This window comes from Oricola sp., from assembly GCF_022763245.1.
Lineage (GTDB): Bacteria > Pseudomonadota > Alphaproteobacteria > Rhizobiales > Rhizobiaceae > Oricola.
In genome coordinates this window covers 264,030-281,541 of the sequence record NZ_JALEGV010000012.1, presented here as the reverse complement: position 1 = coordinate 281,541, position 17,512 = coordinate 264,030, and the positions used below count along the sequence as shown (strand labels likewise).

The following is a 17,512-nucleotide window of genomic DNA, read 5'->3' as shown; positions in this document are numbered from 1 at the left end:
AAATCAGTCATAGAAGCCGCGTCCTTCGGCCACGAGGCTTTCGATGAGGTTGGCCGGCCTGAAGTATTCCTCGCCGACAAGGGCGCTGTATTTTTCAAGCGCCGCCTTCACGTTCGGCAATCCGATCCGGTTGGCCCAGAACATCGGCCCTCCCAGATGGGTCGGCCAGCCGAAGCCGTTCGTCCAGATGACGTCGATGTCGCCCGGGCGCGCGGCCGCGCCTTCGTCGATGATCTTCGCGGCCTCGTTGACCATCGCGTAGAGGCAGCGTTCGAGGATTTCCTCGTCGGTGATTTCGCGCTGGGGCAAGCCGCGCTCGGCGCGGTGGGCGGCCAGCAGTTCGTCGACCGCCGGATCCGGCTGCGGTTTCCGGTCGTCGCCGTAGAGATAGTAGCCGGCGCCGGTCTTCTGGCCGAGCCGTCCGGCCGCCGCGAGCTTGTCGACGATGTCGCAGGCCTGCTCGCGCGGCGTCATGCCTGCGAGCCTGGCCTTGCGGGCGGCCGCCATCACGTCCATGCCGGCCAGGTCGGCCAACGCGAACGGTCCGATCGGGAAGCCGAAGCCGGACAGGACCTTGTCGATCTGTTGCGGCGTCGCGCCGTCTTCGAGCAGGAACTGGGCCTCGCGCGAGCGCTTGGACAGCATCCGGTTGGCGACGAAACCTTCCGACCGGCCGACCATGACCGGCACTTTTCCGATCTTCTTTCCGACGGACGTGATCGTGGCGAGAACGTCCGGAGCGGTGCGGCCGGCGCGCACGTTTTCGAGAAGCTTCATCACGTTCGCCGGATTGAAGAAATGCATGCCGGCGACATTTTCGGGCCGCGTGACGGAGGATGCCAATGCCTCGATGTCGAGGAAGGAGGTGTTGGTGGCGATGATCGCGCGGTCTGGGAGCGCCGCGTCGAGCCTGGCGAAGACATCCTTCTTGGTGGCGAGATCCTCGGTGACGGCTTCGACGACGAGATCGACAGCGCCGAGATCGGCATAGTCCAGCGTCGGGGTGAGGTGCGACATCTGCTCGTCGGCCGCTTCCTGGGTCATCCGTCCGCGCTTGACGCCGCTTTCGAGGATCTTGCGAATGCCGCCGACGCCCTTCGACAGGTTCTCCTCGTCCTTGCCGAGGAGGACCACCGGATAGCCGGCGTTCAGGAAGCAGATGGCGATGCCGCGCCCCATGACACCGGGGCCTGCCACGGCGACCGTGCGGATTTCGCGCGGTTCGACCTCGGCGGGCACGCCGTCGATCTTCAGCGCGGCGCGTTCGGCGGCGAAGAGGTGGCGAAGGGCCTGCGATTGCGGGGAAGCGATCAGTTCCTTGCAGGTCGCGTATTCCCTGGCCGCGGCCTCCTGGAACGGGGTCGTCGACATCATCTCGACGAGATCGACGGCGATCTGCGGCGCGTCGAGGCCCTTGAACTTCTTGGCGAATTCGGCGCGCTTGGCATCGAGGAAGCCGGGCTCGATCGTCGGCACGGGCAAATCGCTCGTACGCCGGATCGCTCCGCCTTCCGCGACGATCCGCTCGGCGAAGGCCAGCGCGCCGGCGCGCAGATCGTCGGCCATCACCTCGTCGAGCAGGCCGGTCTCAAGCGCATGCTCAGCATCGACCTGATTGCCCTGGCTGATCATCGCGAGGGCTTCCTCGACGCCGATCAGGCGCGGCAGGCGCACGATGCCGCCGGATCCCGGCAACAGGCCGAGCTTGACTTCCGGCAATCCGAACCGGGCGCTTTCGAGGGCGACGCGGTAGCTGCAGGCGAGCGCGATTTCGAGGCCGCCGCCGAGTGCCGTGCCGTGCATGGCCGCGATAACGGGCTTTTCGCAGCGGTCGAGACGTTCGATCAGAACGCCGAGACGCGGCTCCTTCAAAGGCTTGTTGAATTCGCGAATGTCCGCCCCGGCGATGAATGTGCGCCCGGCGCAGACGATCACGAGCGCCTTGGCCTGCGGATCGGATTCGAGCGCTTCAACGGCATCGACGAGCCCGGCGCGCACCGAATGGGAGAGCGCGTTGACCGGCGGGTTGTCGACCGTCGCGACAAGGACGGCCCCTTGTCGTTCGAGCGTGACGGTTTGAATATCCATTTCGTTCATCGAATAGCGCTTTCGCTTCGGGTCAAATTCTCAGTCGGCCATCCGCAGGACGACCTTGCCCTGCGCGGTCCGCTCCATCACCGCGCTCAAGGCGTCGGCGAACTGATCGAGCGGATATTCGGCATGAATGTGCGGGTTGAGCTTGCCCTGGTCGAACCAGGAGAAGAGTTCGGCCATGTTGGCCGCGTGGCGTTCGGGATTGGCCCGCGCGAAGGCGCCCCAGAACACCCCGACAAGCGCGGTCTGCTTCAGCAGCAACAGGTTCAAAGGCACTTTCGGGATGTCGCCCGCGGCAAAGCCGATCACCAGGTGGCGGCCGTTCGTGGCAAGGCTGCGCAATGCGGTCTCGGTCGTCGCGCCGCCGACCGGGTCGTAGACGACGTCCACGCCCTTTCCGCCCGTCAGTTCCTTCAGTCGCGGCCTCAGTTCCTCGGTCGCGTAATTGACGGTCTCGTCGGCGCCATGGCGCCGGCAGAGCGCGAGTTTTTCCTCGCTGGATGCCGCCGCGATCACGCGGGCCCCCATCTGCTTGCCGAGTTCGACGGCCGTCAGCCCGACGCCGCCGGCCGCGCCGAGGACGAGAAGGGTTTCTCCCGGCTGCAGTTTCGCCCGGTCCTTCAGGGCGTGGTGCGAGGTTGCATAGGTGATCAGGAAGCCCGCGGCCTGAGTGAAGGTCATCGAGTCGGGGATCGGATAGACCCGCTCGGCCAGCGCCACCGCTTCCTCGGCGTATCCGCCGATGCCGTTGAAGGCGATCACGCGTGTTCCGGGCTGCAGGCCGGTCACCCCGGCGCCGATGCCGGTGACGACGCCCGCGACTTCGCTGCCCGGCGTGAACGGGCGATCCGGCTTCGTCTGGTAGTTGCCTTCCACCATCAGCCCGTCGAAGAAATTGACGCCGCACGCCTCGACCTTGATCAGCACCTCCCCGTCTCCGGGCACCGGTGACGGGGCGTCTTCAAGCCTCAGCTCGGAACGTGGAGCGAATTCCTTGCAGATGACCGCTTTCATCAGTCTGGCAGATCCATGATTGGTTTCGGGCGCTACTGGAGCGATTGCCCAACACATGCCCGAACCGAATTGGCGCCAAATCGTCCGATGAGACTACGGGACCGGAACGGGCGGAATTCGTTGATCAAATCACAGCGGAGCGTCGCCGGGTCCGATAGTCTCTTTGGACGATGTTTACTTGCTGCGATGCACTGAACGTTATCCGTGGCGCGCTCCGGCCTGTCGGTAGAAGCGCCCGTGTTGTCGATGAATTCGTGCATCGGACAAAAAAGGGAGGAAAATCATGAAGCTCAAGATCGCGTTGGCGATTGCGTTGTCGATTCCGTCCACTGCCGTCCTGGCCGAGGACGGTGCAGTGAAGATCGGCGTGCTCAACGACCAGAGTTCGTCCTTTTCGGCGTTGGGGGGGACGGAAGTCGTTCACGCCGTCGAATTGGCGATCAAGGACCACGGCGGAACGGCTCTCGGCAAGCCGATCGAACTCGTTTCCGCCGACCACCAGAACAAGCCCGAAGTCGGCTTGGCCATCGCGCGCCAGTGGCTGGAGCAGGACGGCGTCGACGTCATCGCCGACATGGCCAACTCCGCCATCGCGCTTGGCGTGAACACGCTGATCGGGGAAACCGGCAAGATCGGCCTGTTCGTGTCGCCGCTGACCGACAAGCCGACCGAGGCGGATTGCAACGGGCACGTGATCGCATGGGCCTATGACGCCCATTCGATGTTCACCGGCCCGGTCAAGGCGCTGCTATCCGACGGCGTCAAGTCCTTCTTCATCCTGTCGCCGGACTATGAAGCCGGCAAGGTGCAGGAAGCGACGGAAGAAGCCGCGATCGTCGACGGCGGCGGCACGGTCGCCGGCAAGATCCGGGCGCCGCTCGGCTCCACGGACTTCTCGTCCTACCTGCTGCAGGCCCAGGCCTCCGGTGCCGAAGCGCTGATCCTCAATGTCAGCGGCCCGGATCTCGTCAACGCGGTCAAGCAGGTCCAGGAATTCGGCATCATGGCGTCGGGCATGCAGGTCACGCTGCCGGCTCTGCACCAGTCCGACGCGCGCGCCATCGGCGTCGAAGCGATGCAGGGCGTCCGGTTCGGCGTGCCGTGGTTCTGGAAGCAGGACGAGGCATCCTACGAGTTCGGCAAGCGGATGATGGAAATCACCGGCAATGCGCCGGGCTGGATCGCGGCTGGAACCTATTCGGCCGTGTCGAACTATCTCGACGCCGTGGAGACGGCCGGCACCGACGATCCGGATGCCGTGCTCAAGGTCATGCATGAGATGGAGATCGAGGATTTCTTCATTCACAACAGCACGATGTATCCGAATGGCCGGCTAATCCACGACCAGTACTCGCTGCAGGTGAAGACGCCCGCGGAGGTCGAGGAGAAGGACGACTTCTTCAAGCTGATCGCGGCCATCCCTGCCGAGGAGGCGTTCAAGCCCTATTCGGAATCGGCCTGCACGATCGGCAAGTAAGCTCGAACGGCAACGACGGGAGAGGCGGCTCGGGCTCGCCTCTCCCGGTCCATCGCGCGTTTGCACGCCAGAAATCCGTCCGAATTGCGCAGGGAGGCTGTTCATGCCGAGCTACATGATCTTTGAGATCGAGATCACCGATCCGGCGGCATGGGAAGAATATCGCCGCGTCGCGGGGCCGGTCATGGCGGCGAGCGGGGGCCGTTTTCTCGCCAACAGCGCAGACCCGACGCCGCTCGAGGGCGGCTGGGCACCGGCCAGCCTGTCGGTCGTCGAGTTCCCGACCTATGAGGCGGCATACAGCTTCTATCACTCCGACGAATATCAGGAGCTGATCGCATTGCGTCAGCGCGCGGCGAAAGCGCGCGGCGTGCTTCTGGACGGCCTCGATGTTGGAGAGCAGGGAACATGACAGCCGGTGCCGCAACGGCGGACTACATTATCGAGGCTTCGGCCCTGACGAAGACGTTCTTCGGCTTCGATGCCGTCAAGGATGTCGATCTCAAGGTGCGCCGGCACTCCATCCACGCGCTGATCGGGCCGAACGGCGCCGGCAAGACCACCACGTTCAACCTCATCACGAAGTTCCTGCGGCCCAGCAGCGGGACCATCCGCTACAATGGCGAGGACATCACGAGCCTGCGCCCCGAGCAGGTCGCGCGCCGGGGTATCGTGCGCTCGTTCCAGATTTCCGCTGTCTTTCCGCGCATGACGGTGCGCGAGAACGTCCGTATCGCGCTGCAGCGTCCTCTCGGCAACTCCTATCGCTTCTGGCAGAGCGAAAAGGCCCTGAAGGCGCTGGACGGGCGGATCGACGAACTGCTCGATCAGGTCGGGCTTCTCGCCTATAGCGAGCGGCCGGCGACCCTTTTGTCCTATGGCCGAAAACGCGCGCTCGAGATCGCGACGACGCTGGCGCTGGATCCGGAGATGCTGCTCCTCGACGAGCCGACCTCCGGCCTTGGCCACGAGGACGTCGACCGCATCGCCGAACTCATCCGCCGGGTCTCGGCAAACCGGACCATCCTGATGGTGGAACACAATCTGTCCGTCGTCGCCGCCCTGTCCGACACGATCACCGTTCTGGCGCTCGGGCGGGTGCTGGCCGAGGGCGACTACCAGACGGTCTCGCAGGACCACCGCGTGATCGAAGCCTATATCGGAGGAACCGATGACTGACGGCGCTTCGGCTTCCAGACCGCTTCTCCAGGTGCGCAATCTCGAAGGATGGTACGGCGAGAGCAAGGCGCTGCACGGCGTCTCCTTCGACGTGCGTGCGGGCGAGTTGGTCACGCTTCTCGGGCGCAACGGCGCCGGAAAGACCTCGACCCTGCGCGCGATCATGGGGCTGATGCGCCGCAGAAGCGGCGAAATCGTCTTCTCCGGCAAGGACATCTCCAAGGCGCCGCCGGAAGTGGTCGCCAAGGTGGGCGTCGCCTACTGTCCGGAAGAGCGCGGTATCTTCTCCAGCCTCACCGTCGGCGAGAACCTCGAACTGCCGCCCGTGGTCGCGCCTGGCGGCATGAGCAACAAGGACCTGTTGGAGCTCTTCCCGAACCTGAAGGCGCGCTGGCACAGCCAGGGCACCAAGCTCTCCGGTGGCGAACAACAGATGCTGGCCATCGGCCGCATCCTGCGCACCGGGGCGAAGACCCTGCTTCTCGACGAGCCGACCGAAGGACTTGCCCCGGTGATCGTCAAGCAGATCGGCTCGGTGATCTCGGCACTCAAGGAACGCGGCTACACGATCCTGCTCGTCGAACAGAACTTTCATTTCGCGGCGAAGATAGCGGACCGCTTCTGCATCGTGGAGCACGGCAAGGTCGTGGAAACCATCGACAAGGCCGATCTCGCAACCAGCGAGCAGAAAATCCAGACCTATCTCGGAGTCTAGCCATGACCGACCTGATCGGAATCTCGCCGGCGTTGCTATTCGGCCAGTTGTTCATCGGGCTGATCAACGGCTCGTTCTACGCGCTGATGAGCCTCGGCGTCGCAATCATCTTCGGCATGCTGCGCATCGGCAATTTCGTCCACGGGGCGCAATACATGCTCGGCGCGTTCGGCGCCTGGTACCTCTACAATCTGCCGACCCTGTTTCCCGGTCTCGGCCTGCCCTCGATCAATTACTGGTGGGCCCTGATCCTCGTGCCGATCGGGGTGGCGGCGATCGGCGCGCTGATGGAGCGCGTCTTCATCCGCAAGGTCTACGATCTCGACCACGCCTACGGGCTGTTGCTGACGGTCGGGCTGGCCATGCTCATCGAAGGGCTGTTCAACGTCCGCTACGGGGCGGCCGGCCAGCGTTACGACGTGCCGGAACTGCTGCGCGGCGGCGTCAATCTCGGCTTCATGTTCCTGCCCTATTACCGCGCCTGGGTGGTGGTCGCCGCCGTGGTGGTCTGCTTCGGAACCTGGTTCCTGATCGAGCGGACGAAGCTCGGCTCCTATCTGCGCGCGGCAACCGAGAACCCGGATCTCGTGCGCGCCTTCGGCATCAACGTGCCGCGCATGCTCATGCTGACCTACGCGTTCGGCGTCGGGCTTGCGGGTTTCGCCGGCGTCATGGCCGCGCCGATCTACCAGGTCGGGCCGCAAATGGGGCAGTCGATCATCATCACGATCTTCGCGGTTGTCGTGATCGGCGGCATGGGCTCGATCTCCGGCGCCATCTTCAGCGGGTTGATGATGGGGTTGATCGAGGGTCTGACCAAGGTCTTCTATCCGCAAGCCTCCACGACCGTCATCTTCATCCTGATGGCGATCATCCTGGTGCTGCGGCCGGCGGGCCTGTTCGGCCGTGACACGTCGGTCCACTCCGTCGCGGACGTGTCGTCGGGGCGGTCGGGGAGCATCCTGGAAAACGGCCGGCTCTGGTTCGTCATCCTCCTGGCTGTCGGATCGATACTGCCCTTCATGCTGTTCCCGATCTTCGCGATGAAGATCCTTTGCTTCGCGCTCTTCGCGATGGCCTACAATCTGATCTTCGGTTACGGCGGGCTGCTTGCCTTCGGCCACGCCGCCTTCTTCGGAGCTGCGTCCTATGTCGCAGCACATATGGCCGCTGTCTGGGGCGTACCGCCGGAACTGTGCATCCTCGCCGGCGTCTGCGCCTCCACCGTGCTCGGCGCGCTGTTCGGCTGGCTCGCGATCCGACGCCAGGGGCTCTACTTCGCGATGATCACGCTGGCGCTCGCGCAAATCGTCTACTTCTATGCGGTCCAGGCCGATTGGACCCATGGCGAGGACGGCATCCAGTCGGTACCGCGCGGCATGCTGTTCGGCTTCATCGACCTGTCGAACGCGATGACTATGTATTACGTGATGCTCGCGGTGTTCCTCGCGGCCTTCGCCTTCCTCTACCGCGTCCTGCATTCGCCCTTCGGGCAGACGCTGAAATCCATCCGGGAAAACGAGGCGCGCTCGATCTCGCTGGGTTACTCCACCGACAATTACAAGCTCATCGCCTTCACCCTGTCAGCGGCGCTCTCGGGTCTCGCCGGCAGCATGAAGGCGATCATTTTCCAGATCGCGTCGCTCGCAGACGTCTATTTCATGACGTCGGCCGACGCTCTGTTGATGACGCTCATCGGCGGTGTCGGCACGTTGCTCGGCCCGGTCGTCGGCGCAGCCGTCGTCGTCACCCTGCAGACGAAGCTCGCCACGTTCGGCGCGTGGGTGGTGGTCATGCAGGGCGCGATCTTCGTGCTTTGCGTGCTGTTCCTGCGCAAGGGCATCGTCGGGACGCTGGAGGAGTTCCTCTCCAATCGGATAACGCGGCAGTCCGACAGGGCCGTTGCGGGCGAGGTCGACGGCAAGGCAAAGTCGGGGATCGCGTCATGACATCGAAACCGCTCGCCATCGTCATCGGCATGGGGCCGGGGCTCGGCCAGGCGCTCGTGCGCACTTTCGCCTCCAACGGCTTTGCCGTCGCCTTTGTCGGACGCAGCGCCGGCGCGATCCGCGACCACGAGACCGCCATGCGATCCGAGGGCCTGGACGTAGCGGGCTTCGTCGGAGACGCCGGCAAGCCCGACGTCATGGATCAGGTGCATGACGACATCCGCGCACGCTATGGCGACGCCGAGGTGCTCGTCTACAATGCCGCGATCATCGAGCCCGCGCGTTTCGTCACCCGCTCCGGCATCGCAGAAGCCAATTACGGAACGTCGAGCGGCTGGGAAGCGCATGGCGAACCGGCGAGCGTCGATTACGTGGTCGACGCGTTCCGGACCAATGTCGCCGGAGCGCATCATGCGGCGGCCCGGGTTGCGCCGGCGATGATCGAGCACGGGAGCGGAACGATCCTGCTCACCGGGGGCGTGCTCGCCTTCGGGCCCTGGATCGAATGGGGCGTCACCTCGATGGGCAAGGCAGCCTTGCGCAGTCTCGGCCACTCCCTGTTCAAGGAACTCGTCGATCACGGCGTCCACGTCTCGACGATCGCGATCCACGGGACGATGCGGCCCGGCACGCCCTACGATCACGATCTCGTCGCGCAGGCCTATCTCGACCTGCACCGGGCGCCGGCCAGCGAATGGGCGCCGGATTTCCATTTCAAGAAGGACGGCGAAGGCGAAAGCGATCCAGATGCCTGACGTCTCCATCAATCTCGACGGCCGCAAGGCGCTCGTCACCGGCGGGGCGAGCGGCATCGGCGCCGCCACCGCAAAGTTCCTTTGCGATCTCGGTGCCGAGGTCGCTGTCGCGGACATCGACGCCGACAAGGCGCGGGCCTCCTTGGCAGAAACCGGCGCGAAACACGGCGTGGGTGGGGACGTTTCGGATGCCGGCGATGCCGATCGCATGGTCTCGGAGGCTGCCGCCGCCCTCGGCGGGCTCGACATGGTTCTCAATTCGGCGGGCATCGGCGACGATCTCGTGCCCGTCCACGTGCAGGATCCGGAGCGGTGGCAGCGTGTCGTCGACGTGAACTTGCGCGGCACCTATCTCGTCTGCCGCGCAGCGGGCGCCATCATGGTGAAACAGCGGTCCGGGTCGATCGTGAACGTCTCCTCGATCGTCGGTCTTGGCGCGTTTCCCGGGCGGTCGGCCTATGGCGTCGCCAAGGCGGGGGTCATCCATCTGACGAAGACGCTCGCCTGCGAATGGGGGCCGGTCGGGGTGCGGGTGAACTGCATCGCGCCGGCCTACACACGCACGCCGATGGTCCGTTCGCTGCTGGAGCGCAAGGTCTTCGATCCGGGCGTGATCGAGAGGCGCACGCCGCTCGGCCGCTTCGCCGAGCCGGAGGAAATGGCGCGTGCCGCGGCCTTCCTGCTGTCCGACTGGGCCAGCTATGTCACCGGCGCAGTCGTGCCGGTGGACGGAGGCTGGAGCGTCTATGCCGCCGCGGGCGACGTGGACAAGGGCACGCCGCTCGACGCCTGAACTCCGTCGTCTTTCCAGCCTGAGTGCCGAATTCGACCTTAATCTGACACCCTCTAACGGCGGCGATACTGGTCGAGCGTGCCGTCCTTGAGAGCGTTGACGAGATCGCGTTTCCGGATCTTGGCCGCTTCGACCGGCATGTCGGCGATGAATTCGATGACCCGCGGCGCCTTGTAGGCGGCGAGGTGCTGCCGGCAATAGGCGTTCAGTTCGTCCGCGGTCACCTGTTCCTTTTCGTCGAGAACGACGACCGCGACCGGGATCTCGCCCTTGTCGGCATCCGGAACGCCGACCACGGCGCACATGGCGACGGCGGCGTGCTGGTAGAGCAGCGTCTCGATCTCGAGCGGGTAGATGTTGTGGCCTCCGGCGATGATGACGTCCTTTTTCCTGTCCACGATGAACAGGTAGCCGTCCTCGTCGACATAGCCGAGGTCGCCCGATCGCCAGCCGTCGGCGGAAAAGGCCTCCGCGGTCGCCTTCTCGTCCTGCCAATAGCCGGCGGCGACGCAATCGCCGCCAATGATGATCTCGCCGATCTCGCCGACCGGCACTTCGTTGTCGCTGTCGTCCACGACCTTGATGCGCGAACTGCCGACCGGCAGGCCGGCGGAACCGCGCTTGCGCACGCCGAGGGTCGGCTCCATGACGTTTTGCCCGCAGGTCTCCGTCGAGCCGTAGACCTGGGTGACGCGGGCGCCGCTCAATTCCTCGAAACGCTGGATGACGGATTGCGGCACCGGTGAACCGCCGGTGGTGCAGACGCGCAACGAGCGTAGATCGTGCTTGTCCCGGTCATATTCGTTGACGATGTAGACATACATGGTCGGGGTGCCGCCGAAATAGGTCGCTTCGTGGCGGACGATGTCCGCCAGCACGCGCTGCGTGTTCCAGCGCTCGTGCAGCACGATCGTGCCGCCGCCGAAGAGGCAGAGGTTCAGCGTGACATTGAGACCGAAATTCGTGAACAGCGGGACCGCGCAGACATAGACTTCCGAGCCGAAACGGTTCCGGTGCGAGACCATCATGTCGCGCAGCGTCGAGACGATGTTGAAATGCGTCTGCGCCGTGCCCTTCGGCGTTCCCGTCGTGCCGGAGGTGAAGAACAGGCAGGCGATGTCACGAGGATCGCAGGGTTCGTCCTCGAAGGACGGGGACGCCGCCGCGATCAGGTCGAGGAGGTCCGCTCCGCTCTCGCCGCCGCCGGCCACGAGACATTGCTCGAGGGCGGGAAACTCGTCGCGGATTTCGGAGAAGTAGGGCCAGGTGGTCGCGTCGGCGATCAGCGCCTTCATGCCCGCATGGGCGATGATCTTGCGCAGCTCGGCGTGGCGAAACATGGCGCTGACGGGCGCGGGAATCGCGCCCAGCCGCTGGCAGGCCCAGAACGCGATCGCCATCATCGGCGTGCTCGGCAGATAGAGGGCGACCCGGTCGCCCTTGCCGATGCCCTTGTCGCGCAGCACATTGGCCAGTTGTGCCGTCCGGCGCGAGAAATCCTCGTATGCGATCGTTTCGTCGTCGGTGACGATGAACGGGCGGTCCGCGACCAAGCGGGTGTTGCGCGTCAGGATTTGCGAGAGGGTTTCCATCTTCGAACTTTCTTGATCTCTCGTTCGCACGAGTGGTGCTGCTACAGCAGGAACTGGGCTCCGTCGATCACCATGACCGAGCCCGAAACGAAACGGGCGTCCTCTGACACGAGATAGGCGAAAGCCGCGGCGATGTCCTTCGGTTCGCCCAGTCCGCCCTCGAACCCGCGCAGCTTCGACCGCCGGAACGTCAGGTCGGGATCGGCATCGGTCACCGCCGGAACGGTGCTCATGGACGAGCGTATCCCGCCGGGGCAGATGGCGTTGAAGCGGATGCCCGTGGCCGCGTATTCGGCGGCGAGGGACTTCGTCAGGGCGATGACCCCGGCCTTGGAAACGGCATAGGCCGTCGAATAGGCGAGGCCTTCGAGCGCGGCCAGCGAGGAGGTGTTCACCACGCATCCGCCGGTTTGCGCCAAGGGACCGATTGCTTCCCGGCAGATCGTGAAGACGCTCGACAGGTTGATCTGGAGCACGCGATCCCACTCGCTGTCCGAAACGTCGGCCGAATGCGCCTTGGTGTAGATCCCGGCAACATTGCAGACGGCGTCGAGGCCATTCATCCGGGCGACGGCGTCGTGCACCAGCGTCGCGTTCGATTGCGCCGAGGCCGCGTCATGGACGAGCGTGGCTGGGCGAAAGGCTCCCGATGCCTCGATCTCGTCCGCCAATGCGGCGAGCGTGTCGTCGTCGCGGTCCGCGAGCGCGAGGCGTGCGCCCTCAGAAGCGAGCCGGTGCGCCGTTCCGCGGCCGATCGCGCCGGTGGCGCCCGTGACGAGTATCGATCTGTTTTCGAGCCGCCTCGTCACCATGCCCTCCACCCTGTAGCCGTCGTGACTGCGAAACCATCATCGCGCCGGGGGCGATGCATCGTCTGTATGAGGTATGCGGCGGGCCCGGCTAATCCATGCAGACGATGCGATGCACGCGAGGCTGTTCGATTCTGCGCGCAATGATGAGACGCAGGGAGGAAGGCGAATGAAGGTGCTCGTGATTGGCGGGACCGGCATGATAGGCGGTCACGCGGTGCAGAAGCTGGCGCAAGACGGGCACGATGTCGTCGTGGGCGCTCGCAAGCCGGCTCCGGAAGGAACGCCGATGGCGCGGTTTCCGGCGCTTTATGGCGACTATTCGCAGGGCGAGTTCAGCGAAAGCGAGTTGGAAGGCTTCGATGCCGTCGTGTTCGCGGCGGGCAACGACATCCGCCATTTGCCGAGGGGAACCGACCGGGACGAATTCTGGCGGGTCATGCAGATCGAGGGCGTTCCGAATTTCGTCGCCCGCGCGAAGCGGGCGGGGGTCGGGCGCGTCGTGCAGCTTGGCAGCTACTATCACCAGGTGATGCCGCATCTGGCCGAGACCGACGATTACGTGCGGGCGCGCAAACTGGCCGATGAAGGCGCGCGGGCGCTGGCCGACGCCAGCTTCAACGTCTCGACGCTCAATCCGCCATCGATCGTCGGCGCCATCCAGGGCATCTCGGCGAAGCGCTATGAGTCCCTGGCCGCATGGGCGCGCGGTGAACGACCCGACATTCCGGTGTTCGCGCCTGCGGGCGGAACCAATTACATGTCGGTGAAATCGCTGTGTGAGGCGATCTCCGGAGCCCTTGGCAACGCGGAATCCGGCAAGGCCTATCTCGTCGGTGACCAGAACCTGCGGTTCTGCGATTTCTTCCAGCTGTTCTTCGACGCGGTCGGTAGTTCGCAACGGGTCGAGGAGCGCGACGAGGAACATCCGTTCCTGCCCGACGCCTTCATCGTTCCGGGCAGAGGCAACGTCCTTTCCTACGAGCCCGATCCGGCGGAGACGGACAGCCTCGGCTATTCGCGCAACGATGTCGAGCGTGCGGTCCGGGAAGTGGTGGACATGGTGTCGGCCGACGAGGCAGGCCGATGACCGGCGAGGGACCGCTCCTTGCCGCCTTCGCCCTGAGAATGGTGGCTGACCGCTATGCGATGGCGGTCGACCGCGGCGACGGCGCGCTGTTCGCCGCGCAATTCACGCCGGACGGCGTGCTGGAGGCGCCGCGGGGACGGTTCGTCGGCCGGGACGAGCTCGCGACCGTTCCGGCCGTGATGAAGCGGCTCTACGACCGCACGCATCACGGCGTGGTGGCGATGGTGCCGGAATTCGACGGCGACGAGGCCGCGGCGGAAACCTACACCTATGCGAGACACTACTACCGAGACGATGCGGGCGCGGAGCATTGCTACGAAATGACCGTCCGCTACGAGGACGCCTTCCGCAAGGTCGACGATGCGTGGCTGCTCGCCCGTCGGAACCTGGTCCTTGTCGGGGACGCCACATGCCGAACCGGGCGGCAGCATCGCGCCGACGATCCGGCGCGCAGAGAGGGAGCCGACACATGAGCGCCGCCGACGAAATGTCCATCATCGGCCTCGCCGGCAAGGTCGCTCTCGTCACCGGCGGCGGGGCGGGAATAGGACGTGCCACCGCCGAATTGTTCGCGCAGGCCGGCATGCGCGTCGCGGTCGCCGAAATCGACGCCGAACGGGCGGGCGAGGTGCGCGACGCGCTTGAAAAGACGGGGTGCGACGCCCTCGTCGTCGAAGCCGACGTCCGCAAGGGCGACGAGGTCCGACGCCTGATCGAGGCCGTGGACTCGCGCTTCGGCCGGCTCGACGTCCTGGTCAACAATGTGGGCGACTATCTCGGCTTCAAGACGGAGTTCGTGGAATCCGACGAGGATCAGTGGCAGGCGCTCTACGAGGTGAACCTGCTGCACATGTTCCATGTGACCAAGGCCGCGATCCCGCTGATGCGACGCTCGGGCAAGGGCGGCAGCATCGTCAACCTGTCCACGGTCGAGGCGTTTCGCGGCATTCCGCTGACGGTGGCCTACGCGGCGTTCAAATCCGCGATCACCGGTTTCACGCAGAGCCTGGCGGTGGAAGTCGGGCAGCACGGGATCCGGGTCAACGCCGTCGCGCCCGAGACCACGAATTCGGCGCAGATCACGGCGACCAGCCGGGTCCCGCCCGAGAACCGGGAATATCTGAAGCGGTGGTTCCCGATCGGGCGCTTCGGGGAAGGTGCCGATTCGGCCGGCGCAGTGCTGTATCTGGCATCGGACCGCCTGTCGGGCTGGGTCTCCGGCACGACCGTCGTGGTCGATGGCGGCGCGCTTGCCGCCGGGGCCTGGATGCGCATGCAGGACAATGGCTGGACCCATCTGCCGATCATCGTGGCGGACGGCTATACGCCGCGCGGGGACAAATAGGGAGAAGGGCATGGGCAATCGTCTCGAGGGAAAGGTGGCCTTCATCACGGGCGGGACGGGCGGCATCGGCGAGGTCGCCTGCCGGGCGTTCGCCCGCGAGGGCGCGCAGGTCGCCGTCGCAGGCCGCCGACAGGAGGAGGGCGAGCGCATCGCCGCCGAAATCCGGGCTGCCGGCGGAAAGGCGCGGTTCGTTCGAACCGACGTGACGAAGGAGGACAGCGTCCAGCAGGCGCTCGCCGAGACGGTGGACGCCTTCGGCGGGCTCGACATCCTCTACAACAATGCGGGCGGGTCGTCGGCCAAGGACGGACCGGTGACGGACACCCCGGCCGAGGTCTTCTGGAACACGCTTGAGCTCGACCTGTTCGGAACCTGGCTGTGCTGCCATTTCGGCATTCCGCACCTGGTTCGGCGCGGCGGCGGGTCGGTGATCAACACATCCTCGATCATGGGGGCGATGGGCGTGCCGAACCGTGACGCCTATTCGGCTTCCAAGGGGGCGGTCATCTCCCTGACGCGCTCGATGGCCGTCGAGTATGCGGCCGACAAGGTGCGGGTCAACGTGATCGTGCCCGGCGCGGTTGCGACCGAGCGCGTGCTGCGATTCTTCGCCACGGAGCCGCATCTGGAGGCGCAGAAACGCGCTTATCTTCTCGGCATGAGCGAGCCGGAAGACGTCGCCAACGCCGCGATCTTCCTTGCTTCCGACGAATCCCGGCGCACCACCGGCCAGCAGCTTTGCGTGGACAGCGGCATCCTGATCTCGTGACGGCGGCCCTTCGCTAGTCCCTTCAGACGATGCTGCCTTTCGTCGCGTGTCCTACGGCTTGGCCGAGATGCCGGGTTCCGATCCGGCCGCCTTTGTTGCCAGTTTCGGAGAATTCTCGTGCGTGAAGCCGTCATCGTATCTGTCGCTCGTACGCCCATCGGAAAGGCCTTTCGCGGTGCGTTCAATGACACCGAAGCGCCGGCGCTGTCGGGCCATGCCGCGCGCGAGGCGGTCCGGCGGGCGGGCGTCGATCCGGCATCGGTCGAAGACGTGATCATGGGCTGCTCGGCCCAGCAGGGCACACAGGGCTACAATATCGGCCGGCTGACCGCAGCCGCCGCCGGCCTTCCGGACAGCGTGCCCGGCATGACGGTCGATCGCATGTGCTCGTCCGGGCTCATGGCCGTGTCGATCGCGGCCAAGCAGGTCATCGTCGACGGCATGGAGACGGTCGTCGCCGGTGGCGTGGAATCGATCAGCCTGACGCAGAACAAGCACAAGAACACCTACCGCAACCAGTCCGAGACGGTGTTGAAGCGCTGGCCGCACATGTACATGACGATGATCGAGACGGCCGAGATCGTGGCGCGCAAATACGGCGTCAGCCGCGAGGCGCAGGACGCTTTCGCGCTGGCAAGCCAGTTGCGCACGGCCGCCGCCCATGAAGCGGGCCGCTTCGACGAGGAAATCGTTGCAATGCCGTCGCGCAAGATAGTGGTGGACCGGGAGACGAAGGAATCAAGTGTCCATGACGTCACCTTGACGCATGACGAGGGTTTCCGCGCCGACACCACGCTGGAGGGATTGGCCAAGCTGAAGCCGGTTTTCGCCGACGGCGAAGTCGTCAAGGTGGGCGAATACGTGACCGCGGGCAACGCGTCGCAGCTCTCCGACGGTGCGGCCGCGCTGGTGGTGATGGAAGCCGCCGAAGCCGCCCGCCGCGGGCTCGAGCCGCTGGGGGCCTATCGCGGCATGGCGGTTGCGGGTTGCCCGCCGGAAGAGATGGGCATCGGCCCGGTCTTCGCGGTTCCGAAGCTCCTGAAGCAGCACGGGCTCAAGATCGGCGACATCGACCTGTGGGAACTGAACGAGGCTTTCGCCAGCCAGGCGCTCTATTGCCGCGACACGCTCGGGATCGATCCGGACAAGCTCAATGTCGATGGCGGCGCCATCGCGGTCGGCCATCCGTTCGGCATGACGGGCGCGCGCGCTGCGGCGCATGTGCTGGTCGAGGGACGCCGCCGCAAGGCGAAATACGGCGTCGTGACGATGTGTGTCGGCGGCGGCATGGGCGCGGCCGGCCTCTTCGAGATCTTCAACTGACGGTGGACGCCATGCAGACCGACCAGCATGCGGATCTGAAACCCGTTCTTGGGCCGGCGACGCAGCTCGGCTTCGTCGTTCGCGACCTTGACGCCGCGGTTCGCCACTGGATCGACGTGCTGGGGATCGGACCGTTCCTGTTCCTGGAAAACGGGACAGGCCGGCCGCCCAATCCGTCCCGGTTCCGCGGTGAACAGGTCAGCATCGAAATGCGCCTGGCGTTCGGCTTCATCGGCGATGTCCAGCTGGAACTGATCCAGCAGGTGAACGACGCCCCGTCGCCCTATACCGAGTTCCTCGCCTCGGGGCGCGAAGGCCTGCAGCATCTGGGCTATTGGGTGCCCGATTATGACGAGGCCCGGCGCCGTGTCGAGCAGGCCGGTTACGAGGCCGAACTGGTGATCCCGATCGTGGGGCAGGACCAGTCGATCGTCTATTACAAGTCGCCGTCCGTGGTCGGCCCCATGCTGGAAATCGTGCCGCCGCGCTGGCGCAAGGCGCGCGAGGCGGTGTCGGAGCGGCTGAAGTCCTGGACGGGCGGCGATCCCCTGATCCGCTACGACACCTATGGCGATTTCCTCACCGACGCGAAGGTGGTGTTCGACTGA

General features: G+C 65.4%; 17 protein-coding genes and 1 pseudogene. 14 read left to right on the top strand and 4 right to left on the bottom strand.

From position 1 onward, the window contains the following. Positions 1-3: 3 nt before the first annotated feature. Together MRY80_RS05605 and MRY80_RS05600 are read right to left on the bottom strand one after the other, a co-directional pair. Positions 4-2,088 (bottom strand): 3-hydroxyacyl-CoA dehydrogenase NAD-binding domain-containing protein, encoded by a 2,085-nt coding sequence (locus MRY80_RS05605; RefSeq protein ID WP_293288872.1) that lies wholly within the window; start codon positions 2,086-2,088, stop codon positions 4-6. 39 nt (positions 2,089-2,127) lie between these two features. Further along, a complete protein-coding gene (locus MRY80_RS05600; protein WP_293288870.1) occupies positions 2,128-3,108 on the bottom strand; it encodes an NADPH:quinone oxidoreductase family protein in 981 nt (326 codons plus the stop codon). Positions 3,109-3,391: 283 nt separating this feature from the next. Between MRY80_RS05600 and MRY80_RS05595 the strand changes: the two genes are divergently transcribed. The 8 genes and pseudogenes from MRY80_RS05595 (at position 3,392) to MRY80_RS05565 (ending at position 9,976) form a co-directional block, all read left to right on the top strand. Next, positions 3,392-4,585, top strand: coding sequence for an ABC transporter substrate-binding protein (locus MRY80_RS05595; protein WP_293288869.1), 1,194 nt, complete (start codon positions 3,392-3,394; stop codon positions 4,583-4,585). 103 nt (positions 4,586-4,688) lie between these two features. Next, complete coding sequence (locus MRY80_RS05590; RefSeq protein ID WP_293288867.1) at positions 4,689-4,997, top strand: DUF1330 domain-containing protein; 309 nt, start codon at positions 4,689-4,691, stop codon at positions 4,995-4,997. Further along, positions 4,994-5,764, top strand: coding sequence for an ABC transporter ATP-binding protein (locus MRY80_RS05585; RefSeq protein WP_293288865.1), 771 nt, complete (start codon positions 4,994-4,996; stop codon positions 5,762-5,764). Before MRY80_RS05590 ends, MRY80_RS05585 begins: the two co-directional genes overlap by 4 nt. Next, positions 5,757-6,479 (top strand): ABC transporter ATP-binding protein, encoded by a 723-nt coding sequence (locus tag MRY80_RS05580; RefSeq protein WP_293288863.1) that lies wholly within the window; start codon positions 5,757-5,759, stop codon positions 6,477-6,479. Before MRY80_RS05585 ends, MRY80_RS05580 begins: the two co-directional genes overlap by 8 nt. A 2-nt stretch (positions 6,480-6,481) precedes the next feature. Continuing rightward, a pseudogene (locus tag MRY80_RS27280) lies at positions 6,482-7,390 on the top strand (branched-chain amino acid ABC transporter permease); the annotation flags it as partial. A gap of 111 nt (positions 7,391-7,501) precedes the next feature. Continuing rightward, positions 7,502-8,428 carry a branched-chain amino acid ABC transporter permease gene (locus tag MRY80_RS27275; RefSeq protein WP_346433387.1) on the top strand — a complete coding sequence of 309 codons (927 nt, stop codon included), beginning with the start codon at positions 7,502-7,504 and terminating at the stop codon, positions 8,426-8,428. After that, positions 8,425-9,183, top strand: a complete 759-nt coding sequence (locus MRY80_RS05570; RefSeq protein WP_293288859.1) for an SDR family NAD(P)-dependent oxidoreductase — start codon at positions 8,425-8,427, stop codon at positions 9,181-9,183. Before MRY80_RS27275 ends, MRY80_RS05570 begins: the two co-directional genes overlap by 4 nt. Then, positions 9,176-9,976 (top strand): SDR family NAD(P)-dependent oxidoreductase, encoded by an 801-nt coding sequence (locus MRY80_RS05565; protein ID WP_293288857.1) that lies wholly within the window; start codon positions 9,176-9,178, stop codon positions 9,974-9,976. Before MRY80_RS05570 ends, MRY80_RS05565 begins: the two co-directional genes overlap by 8 nt. A 53-nt stretch (positions 9,977-10,029) precedes the next feature. Here the strand turns inward: MRY80_RS05565 and MRY80_RS05560 are convergent, their stop codons facing one another. Both MRY80_RS05560 and MRY80_RS05555 read right to left on the bottom strand, forming a co-directional pair. Next, positions 10,030-11,568, bottom strand: coding sequence for an AMP-binding protein (locus MRY80_RS05560; RefSeq protein WP_293288855.1), 1,539 nt, complete (start codon positions 11,566-11,568; stop codon positions 10,030-10,032). Positions 11,569-11,609: 41 nt separating this feature from the next. Beyond that, positions 11,610-12,380, bottom strand: coding sequence for an SDR family NAD(P)-dependent oxidoreductase (locus MRY80_RS05555; RefSeq protein WP_293288853.1), 771 nt, complete (start codon positions 12,378-12,380; stop codon positions 11,610-11,612). 166 nt (positions 12,381-12,546) lie between these two features. On the opposite strand from MRY80_RS05555, the gene MRY80_RS05550 reads away from it, so the two are divergent. The 6 genes from MRY80_RS05550 to MRY80_RS05525 all read left to right on the top strand — a co-directional run bounded on the left by MRY80_RS05550 (position 12,547) and on the right by MRY80_RS05525 (position 17,512). After that, a complete protein-coding gene (locus MRY80_RS05550) occupies positions 12,547-13,467 on the top strand; it encodes an NAD(P)-dependent oxidoreductase (protein ID WP_293288851.1) in 921 nt (306 codons plus the stop codon). Then, positions 13,464-13,940 (top strand): nuclear transport factor 2 family protein, encoded by a 477-nt coding sequence (locus MRY80_RS05545; RefSeq protein ID WP_293288849.1) that lies wholly within the window; start codon positions 13,464-13,466, stop codon positions 13,938-13,940. The genes MRY80_RS05550 and MRY80_RS05545 overlap by 4 nt, the downstream gene beginning before the upstream one ends. Continuing rightward, on the top strand, positions 13,937-14,812 hold the full coding sequence (locus MRY80_RS05540; RefSeq protein WP_293288847.1) for an SDR family NAD(P)-dependent oxidoreductase: 876 nt from the start codon (positions 13,937-13,939) through the stop codon (positions 14,810-14,812). The genes MRY80_RS05545 and MRY80_RS05540 overlap by 4 nt, the downstream gene beginning before the upstream one ends. Before the next feature lie 10 nt (positions 14,813-14,822). After that, positions 14,823-15,581, top strand: coding sequence for an SDR family oxidoreductase (locus tag MRY80_RS05535; RefSeq protein ID WP_293288845.1), 759 nt, complete (start codon positions 14,823-14,825; stop codon positions 15,579-15,581). Positions 15,582-15,698: 117 nt separating this feature from the next. Further along, positions 15,699-16,904 (top strand): acetyl-CoA C-acyltransferase, encoded by a 1,206-nt coding sequence (locus MRY80_RS05530; protein ID WP_293288843.1) that lies wholly within the window; start codon positions 15,699-15,701, stop codon positions 16,902-16,904. Between the two features lie 11 nt (positions 16,905-16,915). Then, complete coding sequence (locus MRY80_RS05525) at positions 16,916-17,512, top strand: VOC family protein (protein WP_293288841.1); 597 nt, start codon at positions 16,916-16,918, stop codon at positions 17,510-17,512.

What these genes read in the sequence shown, in the direction of transcription:
- MRY80_RS05605 (WP_293288872.1), bottom strand. Translation starts at nt 2,088, where the DNA reads ATGGATATTCAAACCGTCACGCTCGAACGACAAGGGGCCGTCCTTGTC.
- MRY80_RS05600 (WP_293288870.1), bottom strand. Translation starts at nt 3,108, where the DNA reads ATGAAAGCGGTCATCTGCAAGGAATTCGCTCCACGTTCCGAGCTGAGG.
- MRY80_RS05595 (WP_293288869.1), top strand. Translation starts at nt 3,392, where the DNA reads ATGAAGCTCAAGATCGCGTTGGCGATTGCGTTGTCGATTCCGTCCACT.
- MRY80_RS05590 (WP_293288867.1), top strand. Translation starts at nt 4,689, where the DNA reads ATGCCGAGCTACATGATCTTTGAGATCGAGATCACCGATCCGGCGGCA.
- MRY80_RS05585 (WP_293288865.1), top strand. Translation starts at nt 4,994, where the DNA reads ATGACAGCCGGTGCCGCAACGGCGGACTACATTATCGAGGCTTCGGCC.
- MRY80_RS05580 (WP_293288863.1), top strand. Translation starts at nt 5,757, where the DNA reads ATGACTGACGGCGCTTCGGCTTCCAGACCGCTTCTCCAGGTGCGCAAT.
- MRY80_RS27275 (WP_346433387.1), top strand. Translation starts at nt 7,502, where the DNA reads ATGCTGTTCCCGATCTTCGCGATGAAGATCCTTTGCTTCGCGCTCTTC.
- MRY80_RS05570 (WP_293288859.1), top strand. Translation starts at nt 8,425, where the DNA reads ATGACATCGAAACCGCTCGCCATCGTCATCGGCATGGGGCCGGGGCTC.
- MRY80_RS05565 (WP_293288857.1), top strand. Translation starts at nt 9,176, where the DNA reads ATGCCTGACGTCTCCATCAATCTCGACGGCCGCAAGGCGCTCGTCACC.
- MRY80_RS05560 (WP_293288855.1), bottom strand. Translation starts at nt 11,568, where the DNA reads ATGGAAACCCTCTCGCAAATCCTGACGCGCAACACCCGCTTGGTCGCG.
- MRY80_RS05555 (WP_293288853.1), bottom strand. Translation starts at nt 12,380, where the DNA reads ATGGTGACGAGGCGGCTCGAAAACAGATCGATACTCGTCACGGGCGCC.
- MRY80_RS05550 (WP_293288851.1), top strand. Translation starts at nt 12,547, where the DNA reads ATGAAGGTGCTCGTGATTGGCGGGACCGGCATGATAGGCGGTCACGCG.
- MRY80_RS05545 (WP_293288849.1), top strand. Translation starts at nt 13,464, where the DNA reads ATGACCGGCGAGGGACCGCTCCTTGCCGCCTTCGCCCTGAGAATGGTG.
- MRY80_RS05540 (WP_293288847.1), top strand. Translation starts at nt 13,937, where the DNA reads ATGAGCGCCGCCGACGAAATGTCCATCATCGGCCTCGCCGGCAAGGTC.
- MRY80_RS05535 (WP_293288845.1), top strand. Translation starts at nt 14,823, where the DNA reads ATGGGCAATCGTCTCGAGGGAAAGGTGGCCTTCATCACGGGCGGGACG.
- MRY80_RS05525 (WP_293288841.1), top strand. Translation starts at nt 16,916, where the DNA reads ATGCAGACCGACCAGCATGCGGATCTGAAACCCGTTCTTGGGCCGGCG.